The 19322-nt window shown below is 66.7% G+C and carries 17 protein-coding genes and 1 pseudogene; 5 read left to right on the top strand and 13 right to left on the bottom strand.

Annotated elements, in window-relative coordinates:
* Positions 1-27 precede the first annotated feature (27 nt).
* On the top strand, positions 28-1317 hold the full coding sequence (locus tag HNP02_RS02675; protein WP_184434291.1) for an amidohydrolase family protein: 1290 nt from the start codon (positions 28-30) through the stop codon (positions 1315-1317).
* Complete coding sequence (locus HNP02_RS02680) at positions 1314-2387, top strand: spirocyclase AveC family protein (RefSeq protein ID WP_184434295.1); 1074 nt, start codon at positions 1314-1316, stop codon at positions 2385-2387. The genes HNP02_RS02675 and HNP02_RS02680 overlap by 4 nt, the downstream gene beginning before the upstream one ends.
* Positions 2388-2455: 68 nt before the next feature.
* Here HNP02_RS02680 and HNP02_RS02685 read toward each other — a convergent pair whose 3' ends face one another.
* The 3 genes from HNP02_RS02685 to HNP02_RS02695 all read right to left on the bottom strand — a co-directional run bounded on the left by HNP02_RS02685 (position 2456) and on the right by HNP02_RS02695 (position 4219).
* Positions 2456-2608, bottom strand: a complete 153-nt coding sequence (locus HNP02_RS02685; protein ID WP_184434298.1) for a hypothetical protein — start codon at positions 2606-2608, stop codon at positions 2456-2458.
* A gap of 139 nt (positions 2609-2747) precedes the next feature.
* Positions 2748-2945, bottom strand: coding sequence for a hypothetical protein (locus HNP02_RS02690; protein ID WP_184434302.1), 198 nt, complete (start codon positions 2943-2945; stop codon positions 2748-2750).
* A 44-nt stretch (positions 2946-2989) separates the two neighbouring features.
* Complete coding sequence (locus HNP02_RS02695) at positions 2990-4219, bottom strand: CaiB/BaiF CoA-transferase family protein (RefSeq protein WP_184434305.1); 1230 nt, start codon at positions 4217-4219, stop codon at positions 2990-2992.
* A gap of 377 nt (positions 4220-4596) precedes the next feature.
* Between HNP02_RS02695 and HNP02_RS02700 the strand changes: the two genes are divergently transcribed.
* Together HNP02_RS02700 and HNP02_RS02705 are read left to right on the top strand one after the other, a co-directional pair.
* Positions 4597-5238 carry a TetR/AcrR family transcriptional regulator gene (locus tag HNP02_RS02700; RefSeq protein WP_184434308.1) on the top strand — a complete coding sequence of 214 codons (642 nt, stop codon included), beginning with the start codon at positions 4597-4599 and terminating at the stop codon, positions 5236-5238.
* Positions 5211-5873, top strand: coding sequence for an NAD(P)-dependent oxidoreductase (locus HNP02_RS02705; protein WP_221317175.1), 663 nt, complete (start codon positions 5211-5213; stop codon positions 5871-5873). The genes HNP02_RS02700 and HNP02_RS02705 overlap by 28 nt, the downstream gene beginning before the upstream one ends.
* A gap of 21 nt (positions 5874-5894) precedes the next feature.
* Here HNP02_RS02705 and HNP02_RS02710 read toward each other — a convergent pair whose 3' ends face one another.
* From HNP02_RS02710 to HNP02_RS02745, 8 genes and pseudogenes are all read right to left on the bottom strand, one after another.
* Positions 5895-6884 (bottom strand): NAD-dependent epimerase/dehydratase family protein, encoded by a 990-nt coding sequence (locus HNP02_RS02710; RefSeq protein ID WP_184434311.1) that lies wholly within the window; start codon positions 6882-6884, stop codon positions 5895-5897.
* A gap of 37 nt (positions 6885-6921) precedes the next feature.
* Positions 6922-7573: pseudogene (locus HNP02_RS02715) on the bottom strand (SDR family NAD(P)-dependent oxidoreductase).
* Positions 7574-7576: 3 nt separating this feature from the next.
* Positions 7577-8830: a MaoC family dehydratase N-terminal domain-containing protein gene (locus HNP02_RS02720; RefSeq protein WP_184434314.1), complete on the bottom strand. Its 1254-nt coding sequence runs from the start codon at positions 8828-8830 to the stop codon at positions 7577-7579.
* A gap of 13 nt (positions 8831-8843) precedes the next feature.
* Positions 8844-9671 carry an alpha/beta fold hydrolase gene (locus tag HNP02_RS02725; RefSeq protein ID WP_184434317.1) on the bottom strand — a complete coding sequence of 276 codons (828 nt, stop codon included), beginning with the start codon at positions 9669-9671 and terminating at the stop codon, positions 8844-8846.
* The gene (locus HNP02_RS02730) at positions 9668-10810 is read right to left on the bottom strand and encodes an acyl-CoA dehydrogenase family protein (protein WP_184434320.1); all 1143 of its coding nucleotides are present in this window, start codon (positions 10808-10810) and stop codon (positions 9668-9670) included. Before HNP02_RS02730 ends, HNP02_RS02725 begins: the two co-directional genes overlap by 4 nt.
* 9 nt (positions 10811-10819) lie before the next feature.
* On the bottom strand, positions 10820-12145 hold the full coding sequence (locus HNP02_RS02735; RefSeq protein WP_184434323.1) for a MaoC family dehydratase N-terminal domain-containing protein: 1326 nt from the start codon (positions 12143-12145) through the stop codon (positions 10820-10822).
* 8 nt (positions 12146-12153) lie between these two features.
* Positions 12154-13017 carry a mycofactocin-coupled SDR family oxidoreductase gene (locus tag HNP02_RS02740; protein WP_184434325.1) on the bottom strand — a complete coding sequence of 288 codons (864 nt, stop codon included), beginning with the start codon at positions 13015-13017 and terminating at the stop codon, positions 12154-12156.
* A gap of 122 nt (positions 13018-13139) precedes the next feature.
* On the bottom strand, positions 13140-14648 hold the full coding sequence (locus tag HNP02_RS02745; RefSeq protein ID WP_184435005.1) for a class I adenylate-forming enzyme family protein: 1509 nt from the start codon (positions 14646-14648) through the stop codon (positions 13140-13142).
* A gap of 94 nt (positions 14649-14742) precedes the next feature.
* Between HNP02_RS02745 and HNP02_RS02750 the strand changes: the two genes are divergently transcribed.
* Positions 14743-15750: an acyl-CoA dehydrogenase family protein gene (locus HNP02_RS02750; protein WP_184434328.1), complete on the top strand. Its 1008-nt coding sequence runs from the start codon at positions 14743-14745 to the stop codon at positions 15748-15750.
* A 3-nt stretch (positions 15751-15753) separates the two neighbouring features.
* On the opposite strand, the gene HNP02_RS02755 is transcribed toward HNP02_RS02750, so the two are convergent.
* The gene (locus HNP02_RS02755) at positions 15754-16944 is read right to left on the bottom strand and encodes an acyl-CoA dehydrogenase family protein (protein WP_184434332.1); all 1191 of its coding nucleotides are present in this window, start codon (positions 16942-16944) and stop codon (positions 15754-15756) included.
* A gap of 29 nt (positions 16945-16973) precedes the next feature.
* Positions 16974-19286, bottom strand: a complete 2313-nt coding sequence (locus HNP02_RS02760) for an acyl-CoA dehydrogenase family protein (RefSeq protein WP_184434336.1) — start codon at positions 19284-19286, stop codon at positions 16974-16976.
* Positions 19287-19322 lie beyond the last annotated feature (36 nt).

Consider the following 19322-nt stretch of genomic DNA (forward strand, 5'->3'; position numbering starts at 1 on the left):
GACAACGGTCACTAAGGAGCAGATGCCATGCCGCTGCAGCCGTACATGAAGCTGTTGTCAGTGGACGATCACCTGATCGAGCACCCCAAGGTCTGGACCGACCGGTTGCCGGCGAAATTCGTCGAGAAGGGGCCTCGCATCGTCGAGATCCCGCGCGGCGACGGCTTGGCGCCCATGCAGTCCTGGCTCTATGAAGACCGTCCCTACCCGTACATCGGACTCAACGCCGTGGCAGGCAAGAAGCCCGAGGAGTACGGACTGGAACCAGTCCGCTACGACGACATGATCCCGGGTTGCTACGACCCCAAGGCCCGCATCGCGGACATGGACATCGACGGCGTCGAGGCGATGCTGTGCTTCCCGTCGTTCCCCCGGTTCTGCGGCACCATCTTCCTCGAGGGTGAGGACAAGGAGTTATCGCTGTTGGGCGTGCAGGCGTGGAATGACTTCTCGCTCGACGAGTGGTGCGCCACCGATCCGGCGCGGTTCATCCCGATGGCGATGGTGCCACTGTGGGATCCGACGCTGATGGTCGCGGAGATCGAACGCGTCGCCGCCAAGGGCTGTCGCGCGATTGGCTTGCCGGACAACCCGATCAACCTTGGACTGCCGAGCTACCACACTGACCATTGGGATCCGGCGTTCTCGGCGATGGAGGAGACGAACCAGGTTGCGGTGATGCACTTCGGTTCGGGCGGCTTCCCCCCGCAGATCGCTCCGGAAGCTCCGTTCGCGGTGATGATCACCCTGATGGGGACCACGTCGATGGCGGCATGCACCGATCTGCTGTTCTCGCCGGTGTTCCACCGCCACCCGAACTTGAAGGTGGCGTTCTCCGAGGGCGGCGTCGGCTGGATGCCGTACCTCATCGAGCGGGCCGACTACGTGTGGCGAAAGCACAAGTTCTACCAGAACATTCACCCGACGATCGCTCCCTCGGAGTTGTTCAAGCGCAACATCTCTGGCTGCTTCATCGAGGATGAGGCAGGGGTGAAGAACCGCTACGACATCGGCGTCGGCAACATCACCTGGGAGTGCGACTACCCGCACTCGGACTCGTTCTGGCCAAAGAGTCGCGCCCGCGCCGAAGAAGTCTTCGCCGACGTACCCGACGACGAGGTCGCCCAGATGGTCGAACACAACACCCGGCGTTGGTACAACTTTCCCGAGGCTGGCTTCAAAGCTCATGCCGCCGCAGAGGGCAACCCCTGGCGGCCCAACGACGGCAAGGGTCCCGAACTCGCCTACGCCGGCATGGGCGCGCACGGCGAGATTGGCGACGTCCAGGCATCCCTCGGCGACCTCTTCGCCAAATGACTTCCACCAGGACGGTCGACCGACCCACGGAATCAGACAGCCACGAGCGTTTCGGACACCTGACCCCACTCGCGTGGGGCGCGATCATCGTTGGCGTAGTAGCCGTCATCTTCGCGGCCCTGAACTCGAGTCGCTCCGTCCAAGGCACCCGGGTGGGCCGCCTCGAGCCATCCTTCGTCCCGCCACGCACCGAGTTTCTCGGTATCTCCGACTGGTACGTGTATTTCGAGATCGGTTCGCTCATCATGTTCTTCGCGGTGTGGGGGACGGCGATCGTCCGGTCGCGCCGCCGCGGGAAGCCGACGCCGACGTTGTTGATGATCGCCGTGACGACCAGTCTGACGTGGCTGGACCCGATCATGAATTGGGCACCGTACGCCGCTTACGACCCGCGGATGTTCCATTTCGATGTCGACTGGTTCTGGTTCAACCTCGCCCCGACGGTCGAACCGTGGGCGGTCATCATCGGCTACGGCTACTTCTTCCTGATTCCGGCCTGGTTTACCCTCGCGGTCTACCGAAGGACCGCCGCCCGAGTGTATGTCGGGTCCTGGCTCGTCCGTCGTCCGCGGCTCGCGATACTCGTGCTGTCACTCGTCATCTGCATCGTGTGGGACGGCGTCATGGAAGCGCTGTTCGTCCGGATGGGCTTCTACACCTACACCCAGGTCATTCCCTTCGGCTCGATCTTCGCCGGTACGCCCCAACAGTTCCCGCTGATCTGGGAGGCCGTGTTGTTCGGCATCATGCTGTCGACCGCCGCACCGCTGATGTGGGTCGACGACACGGGACGCACCTGGTCGGAGATCATCGCCCGGCGCACCAAGGTCTTCGCCAAGCGGCCCTACATCGGGGCGTTCGTCATCGCCTGGGCTCTGATGAGCGTCGTCTACGTGGCTTACGGCCTTTCGTTCGGCATCGTCCGAGCCACCGGCATCGCCACTGAGACCGCCCAACACTGGCGCTATCCCGAGACCAAGGTCTTCGACCCGCAAGGCTACTTCAAGCGCAACGGTGAAACTGGTCCGTTCATGCTCGGCACGTGGGCTGGCTGGGAAGCGAGGCGGTGATAGCGGCGATTGGCGATGAGACCCCTGCTGGGCAACGTCATTCGAGCCACCGTTAGACGTGGCGCGGCCTAGGGCTGACCCGGGAACAGCTCGACGAACAGGCCCTCGGCATCGGCGACCGTCGCCGTTCCGTCGCGCAGCCGACCCGAGACGAAGCGCTTGCGGCCCTCCACACGATCCAGGGTGGCGTCGAGTTCGAGCCGTCGGCCGATCGGCGTCACGCTGCGGTAGTTGACGTGGATGTACGCCGTCCGGGACAGTGGGCGTACGCCGCTCGCGCTGAGCGGCCGAGGATCTCGTTGAACAACACAGCGTGCGCCCCACCCATCGCAGCACCGTTGCCTCCCAGGTGAAATCGGGTCAAGGTGACGTGCGCTCGCCCGACGGTGCATCGAGTGGATCGACCTGGTGGGCTGCCAGCACGTCGGCGATGTCCGAAAGCCGTTGGAGCACGCCGGCCGCCACGTCGGAGGGCAATCCGGCTCCCGCGAAGCAATCCTGGACCCGGCGCGCCTGCTCGACGAGATCTGTGAAAGACGTTCCGCCACGCTGTGGCATCAATCCCAGGTGGCCCCAGTGATCGGTCTGGCCGGCGTCGGCACTCAGGTGATGGCCCCTTCGATCTTCAGCTCGATCAGCTCGTGATCGTCGATGCCCAACTCCCGCAACACTTCATCGGTGTGCTCGGCGAACAAGGGAGCCCGGCTCAGATGGGCGGCGGCCTCGTCGAACTTCACCGGGTTGGCCACCAGCCGCTGCTTGTGGCCGTGGGCGTCCTCGACGTCGGCGATGCGTCCGTTGGCGATCAGCGACTCGTCGTTGGCCACCTCCCAGGCGTCCTGTACCGGAGCCCATTGCCCGCTCTGCAGGCTCAGCAGCCGCGTGCAGTGGTCGAAGGTCCGTGAACCGATCGCGTCGACGAGCAGCGCGGTGGCCTCATCGGCGTTGGCGGCCAGTGACTCCAGTGTCGCGAACCGTTCCTCGTCCGCCGCCTCGCCAAGACCGAAGAGCCTGCACAGCGGAGACCAGTAGCGGGTCGGCTGCAGCATCGACAGCTGGATGAAGCGGCCGTCGGAGCAACGGTAGGCCCCGGTGAGCGGGTTGCCAGGGGCTTGCGTGCGGTGGTCGATCTTGGGTAGCGGACAGCCGTAGAGCATCGCAAGGTTGACGCTGAACTGGTTGGCCCATGCCCCCACCGCGAGCAGCGACACGTCGACGACCGAGGTCTGGCCGGTCGCCTGCCTGCCATAGAGTGCGGCTGCCACCGCACCGGCAATGGTGATGCCGCCGATGTTGTCGCCGAACCCGCCTGCGGGCATCCCAGTGGGCATCTCCGCGTCGGTCGGCGTGACGCCGTCGGCGTTGCCTGCGCGCGCCCAGAACGCCGTCGCGTCGTGCGCGCCGGTGTCGCGGTCGGGCCCTTCGCTTCCGAAGCCACTGCCCGCAACGTAGATGATCGACGGGTTGATGCGTCGGATCTCGTCGAGGTCGATGCGGAGCTTGGCTCGCGCCTGGGGCAGATGATTGGTCAGGAAGACGTCGCTACGCCTGACGAGTTCCTCGAACACCGGCCGAGTCTGGTTCAGCGCCAGCGACAGTCCGACGCTGCGCTTGCCGCGGTTGGGCGCCTCCATCGTGGGCGAGAACGAGACTCCCGGCGCCGTGGCGGAGTGGCCCGCGACCGTGACCAGTCCCCGTTGCGCATCTCCGGTCACCGGGTTCTCGATCTTGATGACGTCGGCGCCCCAGTCGGCGAGCACGGCGCCTGCCGAGGGCACGAAGGTGAACTGTGCGACCTCGAGGACGCGCACGCCGGTCATCGGTTTCTGCATCTACCCACATCCGTCCTCGTGGCCAGGACTGCGCCGGCGAACAACGCCGGCGCTGCTTGATGACATCGACTCAACATCGCGACTGACCCCGGTTACGGGATCAATCGCATGGCCTCAAAATCGAGACCCGGATCACAGCAACATAGGTTACTAGGTAATCAACGTTAGGAACATACCCAAAAGGGGCTACCGGGTCCCGGAAATCCCAGCTAGCAGCGCATTCAATAGAAGTGCACGGTCACTCCCTCCCGGAACGGAGGTCGGCTGCCGCCGACCAACGGCACACCACATTCTGATATTTTTGTGGTCAAGACCACACGCTAGGCAGTAACGTGGCCTCAGTCAAGGGTCGCGCAGAAGAGTTAGAGGTTGCGGAGATGGCAGGCATGGCAGCGGGGGCGAGTTCCACTCGGGCCGCGTCGTGGGGGGCCGATGCACCCGTCGGCGAAGAGCAGGCGCGCGAGCGGCTGCTGGACGCAGCCGAAGCCTGCTACCTGGAGCGCGGCCCCACTCGAACCCGGATGAGCGACATCGCAAACCGGGCAGGCGTGCATCGCCGAACGGTGTACGACTACTTCCCCACCAAGGACGCGTTGCTCGCGGCGTCGTTTGTGCGCGCGATCAGCGGAGTGCTCGACGCCTCCGAACCCTGTTGGCACACAGCGGAACCGTTCCTGGAGCAGCTGGTCAACGCTGTGGTGATTGGACTTGAGGCGGCGCGGAGCTCTCCCGCCATGGCGCTGCTCATCGGCGCCGACGAGCTTGGCCGAACCTTTCGCGCGGCCGAGGCGTCCGACGTGTGGAGCGACAACCTCGCCAAGGCACTCGGCCAACGCATCGAAGCGGCCATGGCGGCCGGAGAAGTCCGCGACGACGTCACCGCCGAGACCATGGCGCACTGGGTAACCCGCATCGCGTTCAGCCTTGCCGCCGAACCGGGCAGGCCCGAGGACGGCGGCGACGCAGGCCTGATACGTGCCTTCGTGCCCGCGTGCCTCGCGCCCCGGCCTGCTCGGTGAGGGTCACCGTCTTCGGTGCGACAGGTCAGATCGGCCGCTTCGTCGTCGCCAAGCTGCTCGACGGAGGCCACGACATCACCGTGTACGTCCGAAATCCCGGCAAGCTGCAGGACGTCGATCCGCGCCTGACTGTCGTCACCGGAGAATTGTCCGACGCCCAGCGCGTTCGGCGCGCGGTCCACTGGGCGGATGCGGTGATAAGCGCGCTCGGCCCCTCGCTGAGCCGCGGCGCCAAGGGCACGCCCGTTACGGACGGCACCAGGAACATCATCGCCGCGATGGAGGTCGAGCACGTCTGTCGCTACCTCGGGCTGGCGACGCCCTCGGTGCCCGACCAGCGAGACGCGCCGACCCTGAAGGCGAAGATCCTGCCGGTGGTGGCTGGGCTCTTGTTCCCCAACGCACTCGCCGAAATCGTCGGCATGACGAAGGCTGTCAGCGACTCGACATTGAACTGGACCATCGCCAGGATCACCAGCCCGAACAACGGGAAGCCGAAAGGGAGTGTGCGCGCCGGTTTTCTCGGCCGCGACGAGGTCGGCTCGGCGATGTCGCGCGCCGACATCGCCGCCTTCCTGGTCGCCCAGCTCACCGATGACACGTTCGCGAGAGCGGCCCCGGCGATCAGCAACTGACCCCGCCGGTGGCCTGAACGGTCAACCCCCTCGGTAGAACGCGACGGCTCGGCGTATGGACTCGTCGATCGGCTCTGGATGCCAACCGAGTTCACGCTCGGCCTTGCCGTGATCCATCCGGGACATGATGTGCATCAGCCGCACCGAAAGGATGGACATCAGCATGTCGCGCCGGAGCACCTTTGCAGCGACGTCTCCGCAGAAGCCGAGCGCGTACATGACCTTCAGCGGAATTCCGACGCGCGGGGGCTTGGCGCCCCCGGCCTTCGCCGCGGTGCCGTACAGCTCGCGGGCGCTGATGAAGCGCTCGGAGATGATGTATCGCTCCCCGACGCGGCCCCTCTCGGCGGCCATGATTAGCGCACGGGCCGCGTCTTCGATGCCGACCACTTCCATGGACATGTCCTCGACGTACACCGGCATCTTGCCCTTCGCCGCAGCAGCCACCAGTGAGCCGTGCGGCGTCGGCTGGAAGTCGCCGGGCCCGTACGTGTTTGAGACACATAGCGCGACCGCAGGCAAGCCTCGTTCCCGCGCGTACCGAAGCACGAGGTGCTCGGCTTCGACACGCGACCGGATATAGCCCCCGCCCTTGGCCATCCAGTTGAACGGCTCGTCCTCGGTGACCGGACGGCCGTCCTCGCTGAGCGCGATGGTGCCGATGGTGCTGGTGAAGACGAAGCGGTGCAGGTCTGCGTCCACCGCGGCGTCGAGGACGTGGCGCAGCCCTTCGACGTTGGTGCGGAACAGCGGAGCCGGGTCCCGCAGCCACGCTCTGGTGTCGACGACGCAGTAGTACACGTCGTCGCAGCCCGCCATCGCCTCGCGCAGGGCCGCGTCGTCGAAGACGTCGCCGAAGTGACGCTCGACGTCGAGGTCGTCGATGGCCACCGTCGAACTGGTGCGGCGCAACAGGACTCGCACGTGTTCACCGCGTTCGACCAGTTGTCGCGTGACATGCGAACCGAGGAAGCCACTCGCGCCGATCACCAGTTTCATGCCGCCTGCCATGATTTGTGACAGTACACTGCCACAGTTCGTAGCTCGATCACGCGTAGAAGTTTGACCCACCGTCCACGTTGACGTTGGCTCCGGTGGTGTACGCGTTGCGTTCGGAGGCCAGGAAGCAAATCACCGGTCCGATGTCGGACGGAATGCCCGCGCGGCCGAGATCGGCACGCACGCCGAAGAACTCCGAGATAGGTGCCGGGCGAAACCGTGTTGGCCAGGATTCCCTCCGCCGCAAGCTCCAGCGAAAGGTTCTTCGTAATGCTGGTCAACGCCGCCTTGGCGGCCGCGTATTCGATCAAGCCGAAACCCTGACTGCGCGCCGACCGTACGGCGCTCAGCGCGCCGATGACGAAGGCATCGACGAACTGTTCGTCCGACACCTGGTCCCATGGCAGCTGTGAGACTTCCGGCCCGACGGCGCACACCAGCGAGTTGAGCTCGCCCCATCGTTCGCCCAGTTCTGCGAAGCCGTTGATGATGCTGGTGGCATGGCCCACATCCACCGAGAGCCCGACGGCGTCGGGACTGCCGAGTTCGGTCAGCCGCGCCACAGTCTCGTCGAGCGCCCCGCGTCCACGTGCCATGACCGCCACCGCGCCGTCAGCGGCGAAGCACTCGGCGGCCGCGCGTCCCATCCCCTTGCTTCCACCTTTTACGCAGACGGCAGCGCCTGCCAGACCCAGTTCCACGTCCTAACCACCCACGCCGTAGCGCTCGAGTTCGTGAGCAAGCATCCCGTCGACGGTCGCGGCGGGTGGCTCCGGAAGCGTGATCTCCGTATCACGGCTCGGCAGCTGGACCACCGCGATTCCTGATGTCGTCACCTCGTCCCGCTGGTTCTCACATCGGACCGCGACGTGAACCTCGTTGCCTACATCGGTCACTCGCTTGTCCACGACTTCGCCTCGGACCCAGGTCACGTCGCCGTGGTAGTTGAACTTGCGATGTTCGCAGCGCAGCTTCCACAGCCAGCCGTCGTCGCCGATCCAGTCCGTCAGTAGGTGGCAGAGCCAGGTTTCGCGCATCCCGCCGTAGTCATAGCTGTTGGGCAGGCCCAGCTCCTGCGCACGCGCAGGCTCCCAGTGCAGGCGCTGCACCGTGTCGGGAACGTTGAGTTCGTTCGGCGGGTAGAGCCCCGGCGCCTTGCGACGTATTCGGGCGGCGATCCCGAAAGTCCCAGGGGGCGTGAGCTGCATTCCCCATCCGAGGTGCCACACCACCACGTCGGTCGTGGTGAGCGGGCCCTTCACCCGCTGCGGCAGTTCCTCGCCGATCTGGACGTCCTCGAAATTGCGCGGCGTCGATCCACGGTGCGCCTCGGCCGCGTACGCCGCATCGATCTCCGCCAGCTGTTCGGGGGTGTACGGCTGCTGCTCCAACTGCTCCTTGGCCCGCTTCTTCGAGGTGTGGCGCTCGGCATTGATCCAAGTGCCGCGCTGAACGGCGTGCAGCTGACCATCGCCGTTGAAGTACAGGTAGTCCTGGGTGACGTGTGCGGTGCGGCCGCCGAAGCGCGAGGTCTTCTCCTCGACACCGACCTGCGCCTGAAGCACGCGGCAGCGGTCACCGAGTTGCAGTGGTCGCCACCATTCGAACTCCATCACCGCTTGGTACGAGCCGAGCCCGGCGAAGGGATCTCCCCTGAGTAACGCCTTGGTCTCCGGGTCCGGCTTGGGTGCGGCGTCCTCGCCCATCGTGTACAGGAAGGTCGGGGGTGCCACCAGCCGGCCCCAGCGCGTTCCCGCCGCGTAGTCGGGGTCGCAGTACAACGGGTTGTCGTCGCCGTAGCCGTATGCGAAGTGTCGAACGCCGTCCCAGGCCACTTCGTAGTTGTGCGGCTTGTTCTGTTGTGGGCGTGGCACCCCCAACCGCAGCCGCGACCTCGCGAACGCGTCGTCGGTGAGCACGCCGAACGTCTCGGCGGTCTGCTCCGGAAGAGTGGTCATAGGGGCCTCCTGGTCAGACGTTGCGGATCGCTTCGGCAAGCTTCTGCGGCGCATCGAGCATCACGAAGGCGGAGCAATCCGGAATCTCGATCAACGTGGCGCGAGGGAACGCATGACGCAGGCGTAGGGCGTGATCGAGGGGGAACAGCTCGTCCTCGGTTCCCCACGCCAGGGTGACGGGTCGGTCGAATGCCTCGATCGCCGGCGTAGCGCGAAGCGTCAGCGCCGGATCCAGTGACGCCGTCACCGTGACGGCATCGCGACGGGCAGCCCCGCTAGAGGCGAAGGCGCCGAAGATCTCGCGTTGCCGGTTCGGAGTCGGAGGATGCTTCGACACGGCCTTGAGAAAGAACGCCTGCCCCGGCCCGGTGGCCAACAGCCGTACGACTCCCAAGCCCAGTGCGGGGCTGAACCGGCACAACTTCACGATCTGCGCAAAGGCGCCCGGCGGAAAGTGTTCGTAGCTATCGCAATTGGTCAGCACCATACGACCAATTCGTGACGTGTCGAGTGACGGATCCCCCAGCGATGCCAGGACCAGGCCGCCGCCGGTGTCGTTGGCCACCACGGTGACGTCGGTCAGATCGAGCGCTTCCATGAAGTGCACGATGCGCCGGGCCGCCGCTTCGGCACCGAGGTCGGCGCCCTCGGACGGCGTGCTGTGTGCACCCAGCGGCCAGGTGGGCACGACATGGCGGAAGCCATCGCCCAGCTCGGTCACGACGTCGTTCCACACCGCCCCGGTGACGTACACGCCGTGCACGAACAGGACAGTTGGTCCTGTCCCCGTGTCGACGTACTCGATGTCAAGGCCGTCCACGCGGACCCGCTTGATGGTCATAGGCCTAGATCACGGCCGATGATGTCCTTCATGATCTCGGTAGTGCCGCCGAAGATGGTCATGATGCGGTTGTCCATGTAGTCGCGCGCCACCCGGTATTCCGTCATGTACCCGTAGCCGCCGTGTAGCTGCACGCAGCCGTCAATCACCTTCTTCGCCAGCTCGGTGCACCACCACTTGGCCTTCGACGCTTCGACTGCCGTCAGCTCACCGTCGACCACGGCCTGCAGGCACCGGTCGATGTACTGCTCGCCGATCTCGAGCTCGGTGTCCATCTCGGCCAACAGGAATCGGTTGTGCTGGAAGCTGCCGATCGACTGGCCGAAGGCCTTGCGGTCCTTGGCATACTGCAGTGTCTGCCGCCAGGTTTCGCGGGCACCCGCGATGGCCGAGATGGCGATGGACAACCGCTCCGACGGGAGGTTGGCCATCAGGTGATAGAAGCCACGCCCCTCCTTGCCCAACAGGTTGCCCGACGGCACTCGGACGTTCTCGAAGTTGAGCTCCGCGGTGTCCTGGTAGTGCAAACCCATCTTGTCGAGCTTGCGGCCGCGGGTGAAACCGTCCATGCCAGCCTCGACCACGAACAGGGTGAACCCCTTGTGCCCGGCGTCGGGGTCGGTGCGGCATACCACCACGACCAGATCGCAGTTGATGCCGGACGAGATGAACGTCTTGGCGCCGTTGATGATCCAGTCGTCACCATCACGGACGGCTGAGCTGCGAATGCCTGCCAGGTCGCTACCCGCGCCGGGCTCGGTCATCGCAACGGCGACGATCAACTCGCCGCTGACGATGCCCGGAAGCCAGCGCGCCTTCTGTTCGTCGTTGGACAGCCCTGAGAAGTACGGACCAACGACGTCGTTCTGCAGGCTCAGTGCCGGTGCGGGGCCGCCGTAGCGGGCGATCTCCTCGTCGATTACGGCGTTGAACCGGAAGTCGTCGACGCCACCGCCGCCGTACTCCTCGGGCATGTTGAACCCGATCAGGCCGTGCTTGCCCGCCGCGACCCACGCCGATCGGTCCACCAGCCGGTCGCTCTCCCAACGCTCGGCGTTGGGTGCCAGCTCCTGCTCGATGAACTGCCGAACCGTCTCGCGGAACGCCTCGTGATCAGCCTCTAGGACCAGTCGTTTCATTTGTCTGTCTCACTCTCCATGCAGTCGTCGCATCTCTTCGCCGACCTTGCCCGAATTGCGCGAGACGACTTGCGCCCCACGTCTTCTCAGATCGCCATCCGGAATCGGCAGTACCACGGCGCCCGTCGCCTTCGACGGGAGCAATACTTTGGCCGTGCCACGCGTGGTGGTTTCGTCCCGCTGGCTGGTAGCCGAGACGTCGAGCGACAGGACGTCGTCGGGGCCGTCTCCCTTGGCGGTGACCTTGCCGGTACAGCGGTGCACGTCCCCGTGGTAGTTGAACCCACGCATCTGGAGGTCCATCTCGGCGAGCCAACCGTCGTCGCCGATCCAGTTGGTGAGTAGATGGCTCACCCACGCCGCACGCATCTGGCCGTAGTCGTAGGGCGCCGGGATGCCAAGCGCCTGCGCACGCCCGGAGTCCCAATGCAGTCGCTGTACGACGTCCGGCACGCCGTACTCATCGGGCTGGTAGAACGCGGGCATCCGCTTGCGCAGTTGATGCGCGAACTTCAGCGGACCAACCCCGTAGCCACCCCAGCCCCACCCCATGTGCATCGAGATGATGTCGACGACGGTCAACGGGCCCTTGATGATTCCGGGCAGTTCGTCACCTACTGCGACGTCCTCCCACCACTGCGGGTCGGCGCCACGGCGCAGCTCCGACTCGTACTCGGCCTCGACCTGAGCGATCTCCTCGGGGGTCCAGTGCTTGCGCTGGATGTCCTTGAGCTTGCCGGACTTCTTGGAACCCTGGCGCTCGGCGTTGATGTAGGACTCGTCGCGGGTGGCGATCGGATTGCCGTCGAGGTCGACGTACAGGTACCGGAAGGTCTCCTTGACTGAACGGCCGCCGGAGAACTCGCTGTCCTTGACCACGACGTCCAGCGTGTAGTTCTCCGCCAACACGGGGCGGCCGGCATAGATCGGTCGGTACCACGTCCACTTCACGCCCGAGTAGTACTTGCCCGTCCCGCGAAACAGGCCGCGGAACAACTTCTTTCGCTCCGGATCGGTGAACTTCGGGGTCTGGTCCAGGCCCGTCGCGATCGGGAAGGTCGGGGATGCGATCTGCCCGTGCCAGCGCGTGCCAGGCCCGTACGTCGCATCGTGGAACAGCGGATTGTCGTCACCGCAGCCGAAGGCGAACTGCGTGAAGGCATCACCTGAAGGCAGCTTGTGCCACGCCTCGTCGCGCTGGACGACGGGGATCCCGATCTGCGCCTTCGCGCGTTCGATGTCCTCGTCGGTGATCCGGCCCTCTTCCGCGGCCGACTCCGGGTCATTCCCCGTCGCTCCGCTCGCCCCCGCACCCGACTTCTCGGTGGTGGTCATCTGCCCTCCTAGAACTTCAGCATCGCGCCCGCGTCGACCTTGAACTGCAGGCCCGTCACGAAGCGAGACTCGTCGGAGGCCAGGAAGCACACCGCATTGGAGATGTCCGAGGGCTCGACGTACGGCGTGGGCATTGCCTGCATGACGGGGAACGCCAGCAGTGCGTCGTCGCGGGTGGGCGACTCGAGGTCCGGCCGGAACTGCCGGTACATCGGTTCGCTATTGAGCATGTCGGTGTTGACGTTGGTCGGGTGAACGACGTTGGCGCGGATGGATTGTGGCGCAAGCTGCGCCGCGAGCCGGAGGGTGTAGGAGTCCACCAGTTGCTTGGCGTAGTTGTAGCCGGCTCCGCCCGGGCCCTGCGGCCCGCCCTCACCCGGCGGAAGCAGACCGGCGATCAGACCGCCAACCGACCCCGTGGTGATGATCGATGCACCGGATCTCAAGTACGGCAGCGCGGCGTGCACCGTGTTGACCACGCCGATGAAGTCGACGTCGAAGGCATCGACGAACGCTTGAATCGGCAGTCCTGTCCCCAGCGGGCAGATGCCCGCATTGGCGATGACGACGTCGAGCTTGCCGAATTCGGCTACGGCATTGGCGAGTTCGCGAGTCACGGCGGCACGATCGCGCACGTCGACCTGGGCGGTGTAGGCCTTGCGGCCGGCCTTCTCCACCTCGAGGCCGGCTTCCTCGAGGTCGCGCGGTGTCGCCAGCGGGTACTCGTTGGTCTCGATGTCGTGACAGATGTCGAAGAGGATGACGTCGGCACCCTCCTCGGCCAACTTGATGGCGTGGCTGCGGCCTTGACCGCGTGCTCCGCCCGTGACCAGAACCACTTTTCCTTCAACGCGGCCCGAACGCTTCTCCATTTTCAACGTACCTTCCGTGTCGGTTGCCGTGTCTCCGCCAAGGCCAATGCGCCTTCCTTGGCATCTTCAAATTTCAGTAGCGCAGTGAACTCACCGGTGGTGCGCTGCACGAGAATCCCCCTTCACGTGGGTTGCTCCTGCATGGCGCCGAGCTCGTCCAGCATGGTGAGCAGCCTGCGGCGGTCGACCTTGAGTGCCGCGCCGCGGGGCAGCGCGTCGACGACGAAGATGCGGGCGGGCACTTCGTAGGGGGTCAACGTGGCTCGGCAGTGTTGGCGCAGTCCCTCGCCATCGGCGGCTGCGCCGGGACGCAATTCGACTGCGGCAACTGGAATCTGGCCCAGCCGCTCGTCCGGAACGGGCGCGACGGCGGCATCGGCGACCGATGGGTGCGCACGCAGCGCCCGCACCACGGTCTCCGGGGATACCTTGAAGCCGCCGCGCACGATCACGTCGTCGGCGCGGCCATCGATGTACAGGAACCCGTCCGCGTCGAGGTGCGCGAGATCACTGGTGGTGATCCAGCCTCCGGCTCCGCCGGCCTGCGGCGAGGCGACTTGCAGCCTGCCGGGCTCGTTCACGCCGAGCGTCGCGCCGCCCTCGTCGACGATCTGCAGTTGCACCCCAGGGAAGGCGCGTCCGACACTGCCCTTCTTGTCGGCCCATTGTGCGTGAAAGTCCTTGACGGTCCAGCCGGCAACCGCGCCGGAGAACTCGGTCGCCCCGTAGACGACGAGGATCGGGATGCCGTACCGCTCGAAGAACGCGTCGACCAGTTCGGGGTCGACGGGGCTGGTGCCGGCGTTGATGGCACGGATGCTCGCCAGATCCTCCCGCGGGATGTCGGAGTCGAGCACCGACCGCATCGCCGCGGGCGGCAGTCCGGCGACGGCAGGTCGAAACTCCTTGACTACGGCATGCCAGCCCGGCACGGTGAAACGATCGAGCATCGCAATCGGGCGAGCCGCGACCAGCGACTGCAGTAACCCCCACAGCCCACCGATGTGCACGATGGGCAGCGTCACCAGGCCGACGGTTCCCGTCAACGGGGGTTTGGTTCTGGCTTCGGGACGGTCGTTGTGCCGCAGCGCCGACGCGAGGGAGGCCTCCAATTGCGCACGGGTCAAGGGAATGCGCTTGGGCGCACCGGTCGTGCCCGACGTCAGCATCTCGATGGCGACTGCCGGATCGCCGCCCACCACTTCCTTCGTGCCCCTGGCCCGGACGGCGAGTTCGGCGCCATCGAGGCTCCAGCCGGTCGCACCGAGCTCGGCGACGGTGTCGATGAAGACCTCTTCGAACCACAACGCGGGTGGCGCAAGGACGAACGACACCGCGGATGCAGCAAGATCCGCGCTGAGCCTGTCCGTTGGCTGCAGCGGACTGATGGTCACCAGCGTGCGTCCGCCCCGGAAGATCGCGATCAGCGCGGCGATGGACTCCATGCGATTGGAGAGCACGACGGCGACTCGGCCACCCGTCTCACACCCGGCCGCCGTCAGTTCCCGATCGATCCGCTCGATGAGCGAGCGGACCGTGCCCCAGGACGCCCAGCGTCCGTCGAACAGGATCATTCGGTCGTGGTCGTTGGCGTCCCAAAGCCGGCCCAGCGCCTCGTGGATGCTCGTCATCGTCACTTTCCGAATCGAGTTCTGCGGCGGATCACCGTTCCTCCGAACGTAGTCGACATGGTTTACTAGGTCAACTTTGTGAAAGGGGCTCGCGATGGACTTCGGCTTGACCGACGAACAAGACCAACTCGCTGCGGCGGAGCGGGCCTGGTTCACCAAGAACGAACCCGTCGCCAGGATCCGCGCGGCGCTGGACGCGGCGGCCGTCACCGTTGACCCCGCGGCAAGGGCGCATGCGGATGAATCCGGCCTACTGACGTTGCTGACCCCCGAGATGGGCGGCACCCACGTGGATCTCGCCGTCGTGACCGAAGCGCACGGGTACGCGGCGAGCTCGCTGCCGGTTGCGGATCTGAACGTCGCCGCCTGGCTTCTGGACAGGGTCGGCCTGCCCGCCGCCGATGGCGCTCTAGTGGGACTCACGCTTGGTCCGAAGGCCCGCACCGATGGTGCGGCGCTGCGACTTACCGGCGTCAGCCGGCCCGTGCCGATGGCCGCCGACATGGACTCCCTTGCGCTGGCCGGACAGTTCGGCGACGAGGAGTATCTGGTGGTCCTTTCCGCACCGAAAACGTCAGCCATGGCGACCCTCGACCTGACCCGATCGTGGGCCCGGCTGGACCTCGACACGACGGTCGACGAATGGACGGAGTTGCCCTCGGGCACGCTGGACCAGCTGCGCGACGCACTTGCCGTGCACCGTGCGGCTGACGCCCTTGGAGCGGCGGCGCGGTTGCTCGACATGACGGTCTCCTACGCCGGGCAGCGCGAACAGTTCGGCGCGCCCATCGGCTCGTTCCAGGCCGTCAAACATCACTGCGCAGACATGGCTGTTGGCGTGGAAGCAGGCCGAGCCTCGCTGTGGGCCGCGGCGCTCGCGCTCGACACCGCGCCGGACGCCGCACGATCGCGGGCGGCATCGGCAGCGGCGGCGTATGTGAAGTCGGCCGCTGCCCAGGTGGCGGGTAACGCCCTGCAGGTACACGGCGGCATCGGTTTCACGTGGGAACACGACCTGCATCTGTTCCTGCGCCGGATCAAGGTCGACGAGGCCTTCGACGGCACCGTCGCCGAACACCGTGCGGCGCTGGTCACGATCTGACTCTCAGCGCCGGTCACGCGGAAGGGCCAGTCCGCGTTCGGCGATCAGGTTGCGCATGATCTCCGAGCTTCCCCCTGCGATGGTGTAGGCACGCGCGTAGAGCCACTCGTCCTGCCAGCGGCCGCCATCGATGGCATCCACGTCCCCTTCCACCAGCACTCCCGCCTCCCCACCGAGTTCGACGGCGTAGCGTGCCATCTCGAGATTCAGTTCGCTGAACATCAGCTTGGCCATCGCGCCGTCGTGCATGCGTTCGGTGCCGCGCAGCCAGCGCGTGAGGTTGGCGTAGGTCAGCGCGGACAGGGCCTCGACTTCGGCGGTGAACTGCCCGATCCGGTCACGGACGCGATCGCTCTCGATGGCGGGTCGGCCGTTGACGGTGACGCGAGAAGCGAGCCCGACAAGACCTTCTATGGCCAACTTCAGCTTGACCACCGCCGCACCCACGCTGGTGCGTTCGTGTCCAAGGGTGGCATTCGCGATCGCCCAGCCCTGCCCTGGCGCCCCGATCATCGCCGAGGCGGGAACCTCGACGGCATCGAAGAACACCTCGTTGAAGTCCGAGGTTCCGGTGAGCTCGCGCAGCGGGCGGACGGTGATACCCGGGCTGGACATGTCGAGGATGAACGCGCTGATGCCCTTGTGCTTCGGGGCGTCGGAGTCGGTGCGCGCCAACAGATATCCGTAGTCGGCCCAGTGCCCGTCGGTGGTCCACACCTTCTGTCCGCTGACCGTATAGGCGTCGCCGTCGAGGACGGCCCTGGTGCGAAGCGACGCCAGATCGCTGCCAGCACCCGGCTCGCTGAACAGCTGACACCACAGTTGCCTGCCGGCCCGGATCTCCGGCAGGTGCCTGCGGCGCTGTTCGTCGGTGCCGTAGTGGATCAGCGCATGCGAGGCGAGGGCGTTGCCGCTCGGCACGCCGGGTGCCGCGGCGCGGGCCAGTTCCTCGCCAACCACGATGGCGTGCTCAGCGGAGCGGTCGGCACGGCCGCCGAACTCCGCGGGCCAGTCCGCGCCGGCGTAGCCTGCCTCGAACAAGCGCGCCGTCCAGTCCTGCATCGCCTTGAGTTCCGCCTCGTTCTCCGCACTGCGCACGCCGGCCCGCGGAGGTATGGCCGGCGCGTGCTCGGCGATGAAGGCGCGCACCTCGGCGCGGAAGCTCTCCAGCTCGGGTCCCATGCCGTATTCCACGTTGTCGTCTTCCCTTTCGGCGTGACTCGTCAGACTCCGGCTCGCTGCAGGAGCTCCCCGGCAGCCCTGTCCCGCAGCGCGTCGGTACGGCCCACCAGGACCGCGTTGGCCTGAGCGCGACGCAGCAGCAGATGGACCGGGTGTTCCCAGGTGAACCCGATGCCGCCGTGGATCTGCAGTGCCCCCTCGGCGACGGCGACGCCTGCGTCGAGCGCCGCGGCCGTGGCGAGGTCCACCAGGACGTCGGACTCGTCGGGGTCGACGTCGGCAGCCGCGAGCACCTGGCTACGGGCGCCCTCCAATGCGACCAACATGTCCGCGCACCGGTGCGACACCGCTTGGAAACTGCCTATGGCTCGGCCGAATTGGTGTCTTTCCCCCGCCCAGTCGACGGCCATCGCCAAGGCGCGCGATCCCACCCCGACCGAGTCCGCCGCCACTGCGAGCGCTGCTCGGCGGCGGGCGTCGCGGAGCAAGCGGCGCACGTCGGTGCCGTCGGCCAGCACCTCCCCCGCGGCGCCGGTCAACGTCACCGAGCCGATGGTGGCGGTCAGGTCGAAGGGCTGATGGGCCGCCACCGTGACGCCGTCGGCGTCGGCGTCGGCGTCCACGGCTACCACGACCACATGATCCCCCGCCGCTTCGCTCGCCCCAGCGCCGTCCGCGGTCCGCGCCAACACGATCAGCACCTCGGCGGTCGGCGCACCCGCCACGACCGGGACCACGCCATCCAGCGCAGCGCCGTCCCACACGGGCAGCTCCGGCCCGCTGGTGACCCAGCCGCCGTCGCCGAGAGGCACGGCGAACGACGCCGGCGCGCCCGCCGTGATCCGCTGGACCAAAGCCTTTGCGCCACACTGCACGGCGACGTCGAGCGCGGTCACGGTCGCGACGAGCGGCGCGGGCGCCAGAGCCTTCGCAGCTTCTTCGATGGCGGCGTAGAGCAACCTGGGCCTGGCACCGCCGCCGCCGAGGGATTCATCGACGGCAAGGCCCGGCAGACCGAACTCGACGAGCGCCGACCATACGTCACGTTCGGAGGCGCCGATCGGCCGCTTCCTGTCGAGCAGTGCCGCCATGTCCACCTTGGCCCGCAGTGCGCCCGCTAGCACCTCGCGCAGTTCGCGCTCGTCATCCTCGGGCACCGCGAGCGGTGCACCTGGAACGCCAGCTGCCGCGCGGGCGCCTTCCCCCCGGTGCGACGGCAGCCCGAGCACGCCCTCGGCGATGGTGTTGCGTTGGATCTCGGCGGTCCCGGCGCCGATCGTGGTCGCCCGGCTCATCAGATAGCCGAACGTCCACCGTCCGTTGTCGACGGCGTCGGGCGCCCGGCTGCCAAGCGCGGCATACGGGCCGACTGCACGAAGCGCCAGCGCATGCATGTGTTGCTCGAACTCGGATTTCACCAGCCGGTTCACCGATGCGACGCCACCGGGATCCTCGCCACGCAGGACCGTGGCCAGTGCGCGCGCACTGTTGGCGGCGATGGTGCGCACCCCGGACTCGAGGCGCGCGACGTCCTGACGGACCAGCGGATCGTCGGCAAGCCCGCGTGACACCACCAGGTCGATCACCCGGTCGGCCGTGCGGCGGTACTTGAATTCGTCGGCGAGGAAGGCGGTGGCCCGCTCGTGGCCGAGCGAGGTGCGCATGATCGACCAGCCGCCGCCCTCGTCGCCGACCCGGTTCTCGACGGGCACCTCCACGTCGTCGAGGAACACCTCGGCGAAGTGCGCCGCCCCGCTGATGTCGCGCAGCGGCCGCACGGTGACGCCCGGACTCTTCATCGGGATCAGCAGATACGTGATGCCGTCGGTCGAGCGACCGGGCGGACCGGTGCGCACCAGCGCGAACATCCAATCGGCCCGGTCGGCCATCGTGGTCCACACCTTCTGACCCGTCACCCGGTACACGTCACCGTCGAGTACCGCGCGGGTCGACAGCGACGACAGGTCGCTGCCCGCACCCGGCTCGGAAAACCCTTGACACCAGAACTCGTCCGCACGCAGCAGCGGACCGAGGAAGCGATCCTTCTGCCGCTGGGTGCCGTGCGCGATCAGGGTGGGGGCGAGGATGAACGACAGCGGGCACGGGTGTGGCGGCACGCCCGCATCGGTGGTCATCCGGTAGTAGTCCAGCTGGTCCGCCAGCGGCAACTCCAGGCCACCGACCGCGTGCGGCCATCCCGGTGCGGCCAGACGGTGGTCGACCAGCTGGGCGTGCCAGGCGCGGGCCACCTCGATTCGATCTGGTCTGTGACCCGACCGGGCGGTGTCGTCCTGTCCACGACGGAAGTCAGCGAGTAGCGACTCGAGCCGGGGACGCCAATCGACTGCCTGCATCACACCCTCACAAAGTATACCTAGTTAGTTACGTTG

The organism is Mycobacterium sp. AZCC_0083 (assembly GCF_014202335.1).
In the GTDB taxonomy this organism is placed as follows: Bacteria; Actinomycetota; Actinomycetes; order Mycobacteriales; family Mycobacteriaceae; genus Mycobacterium.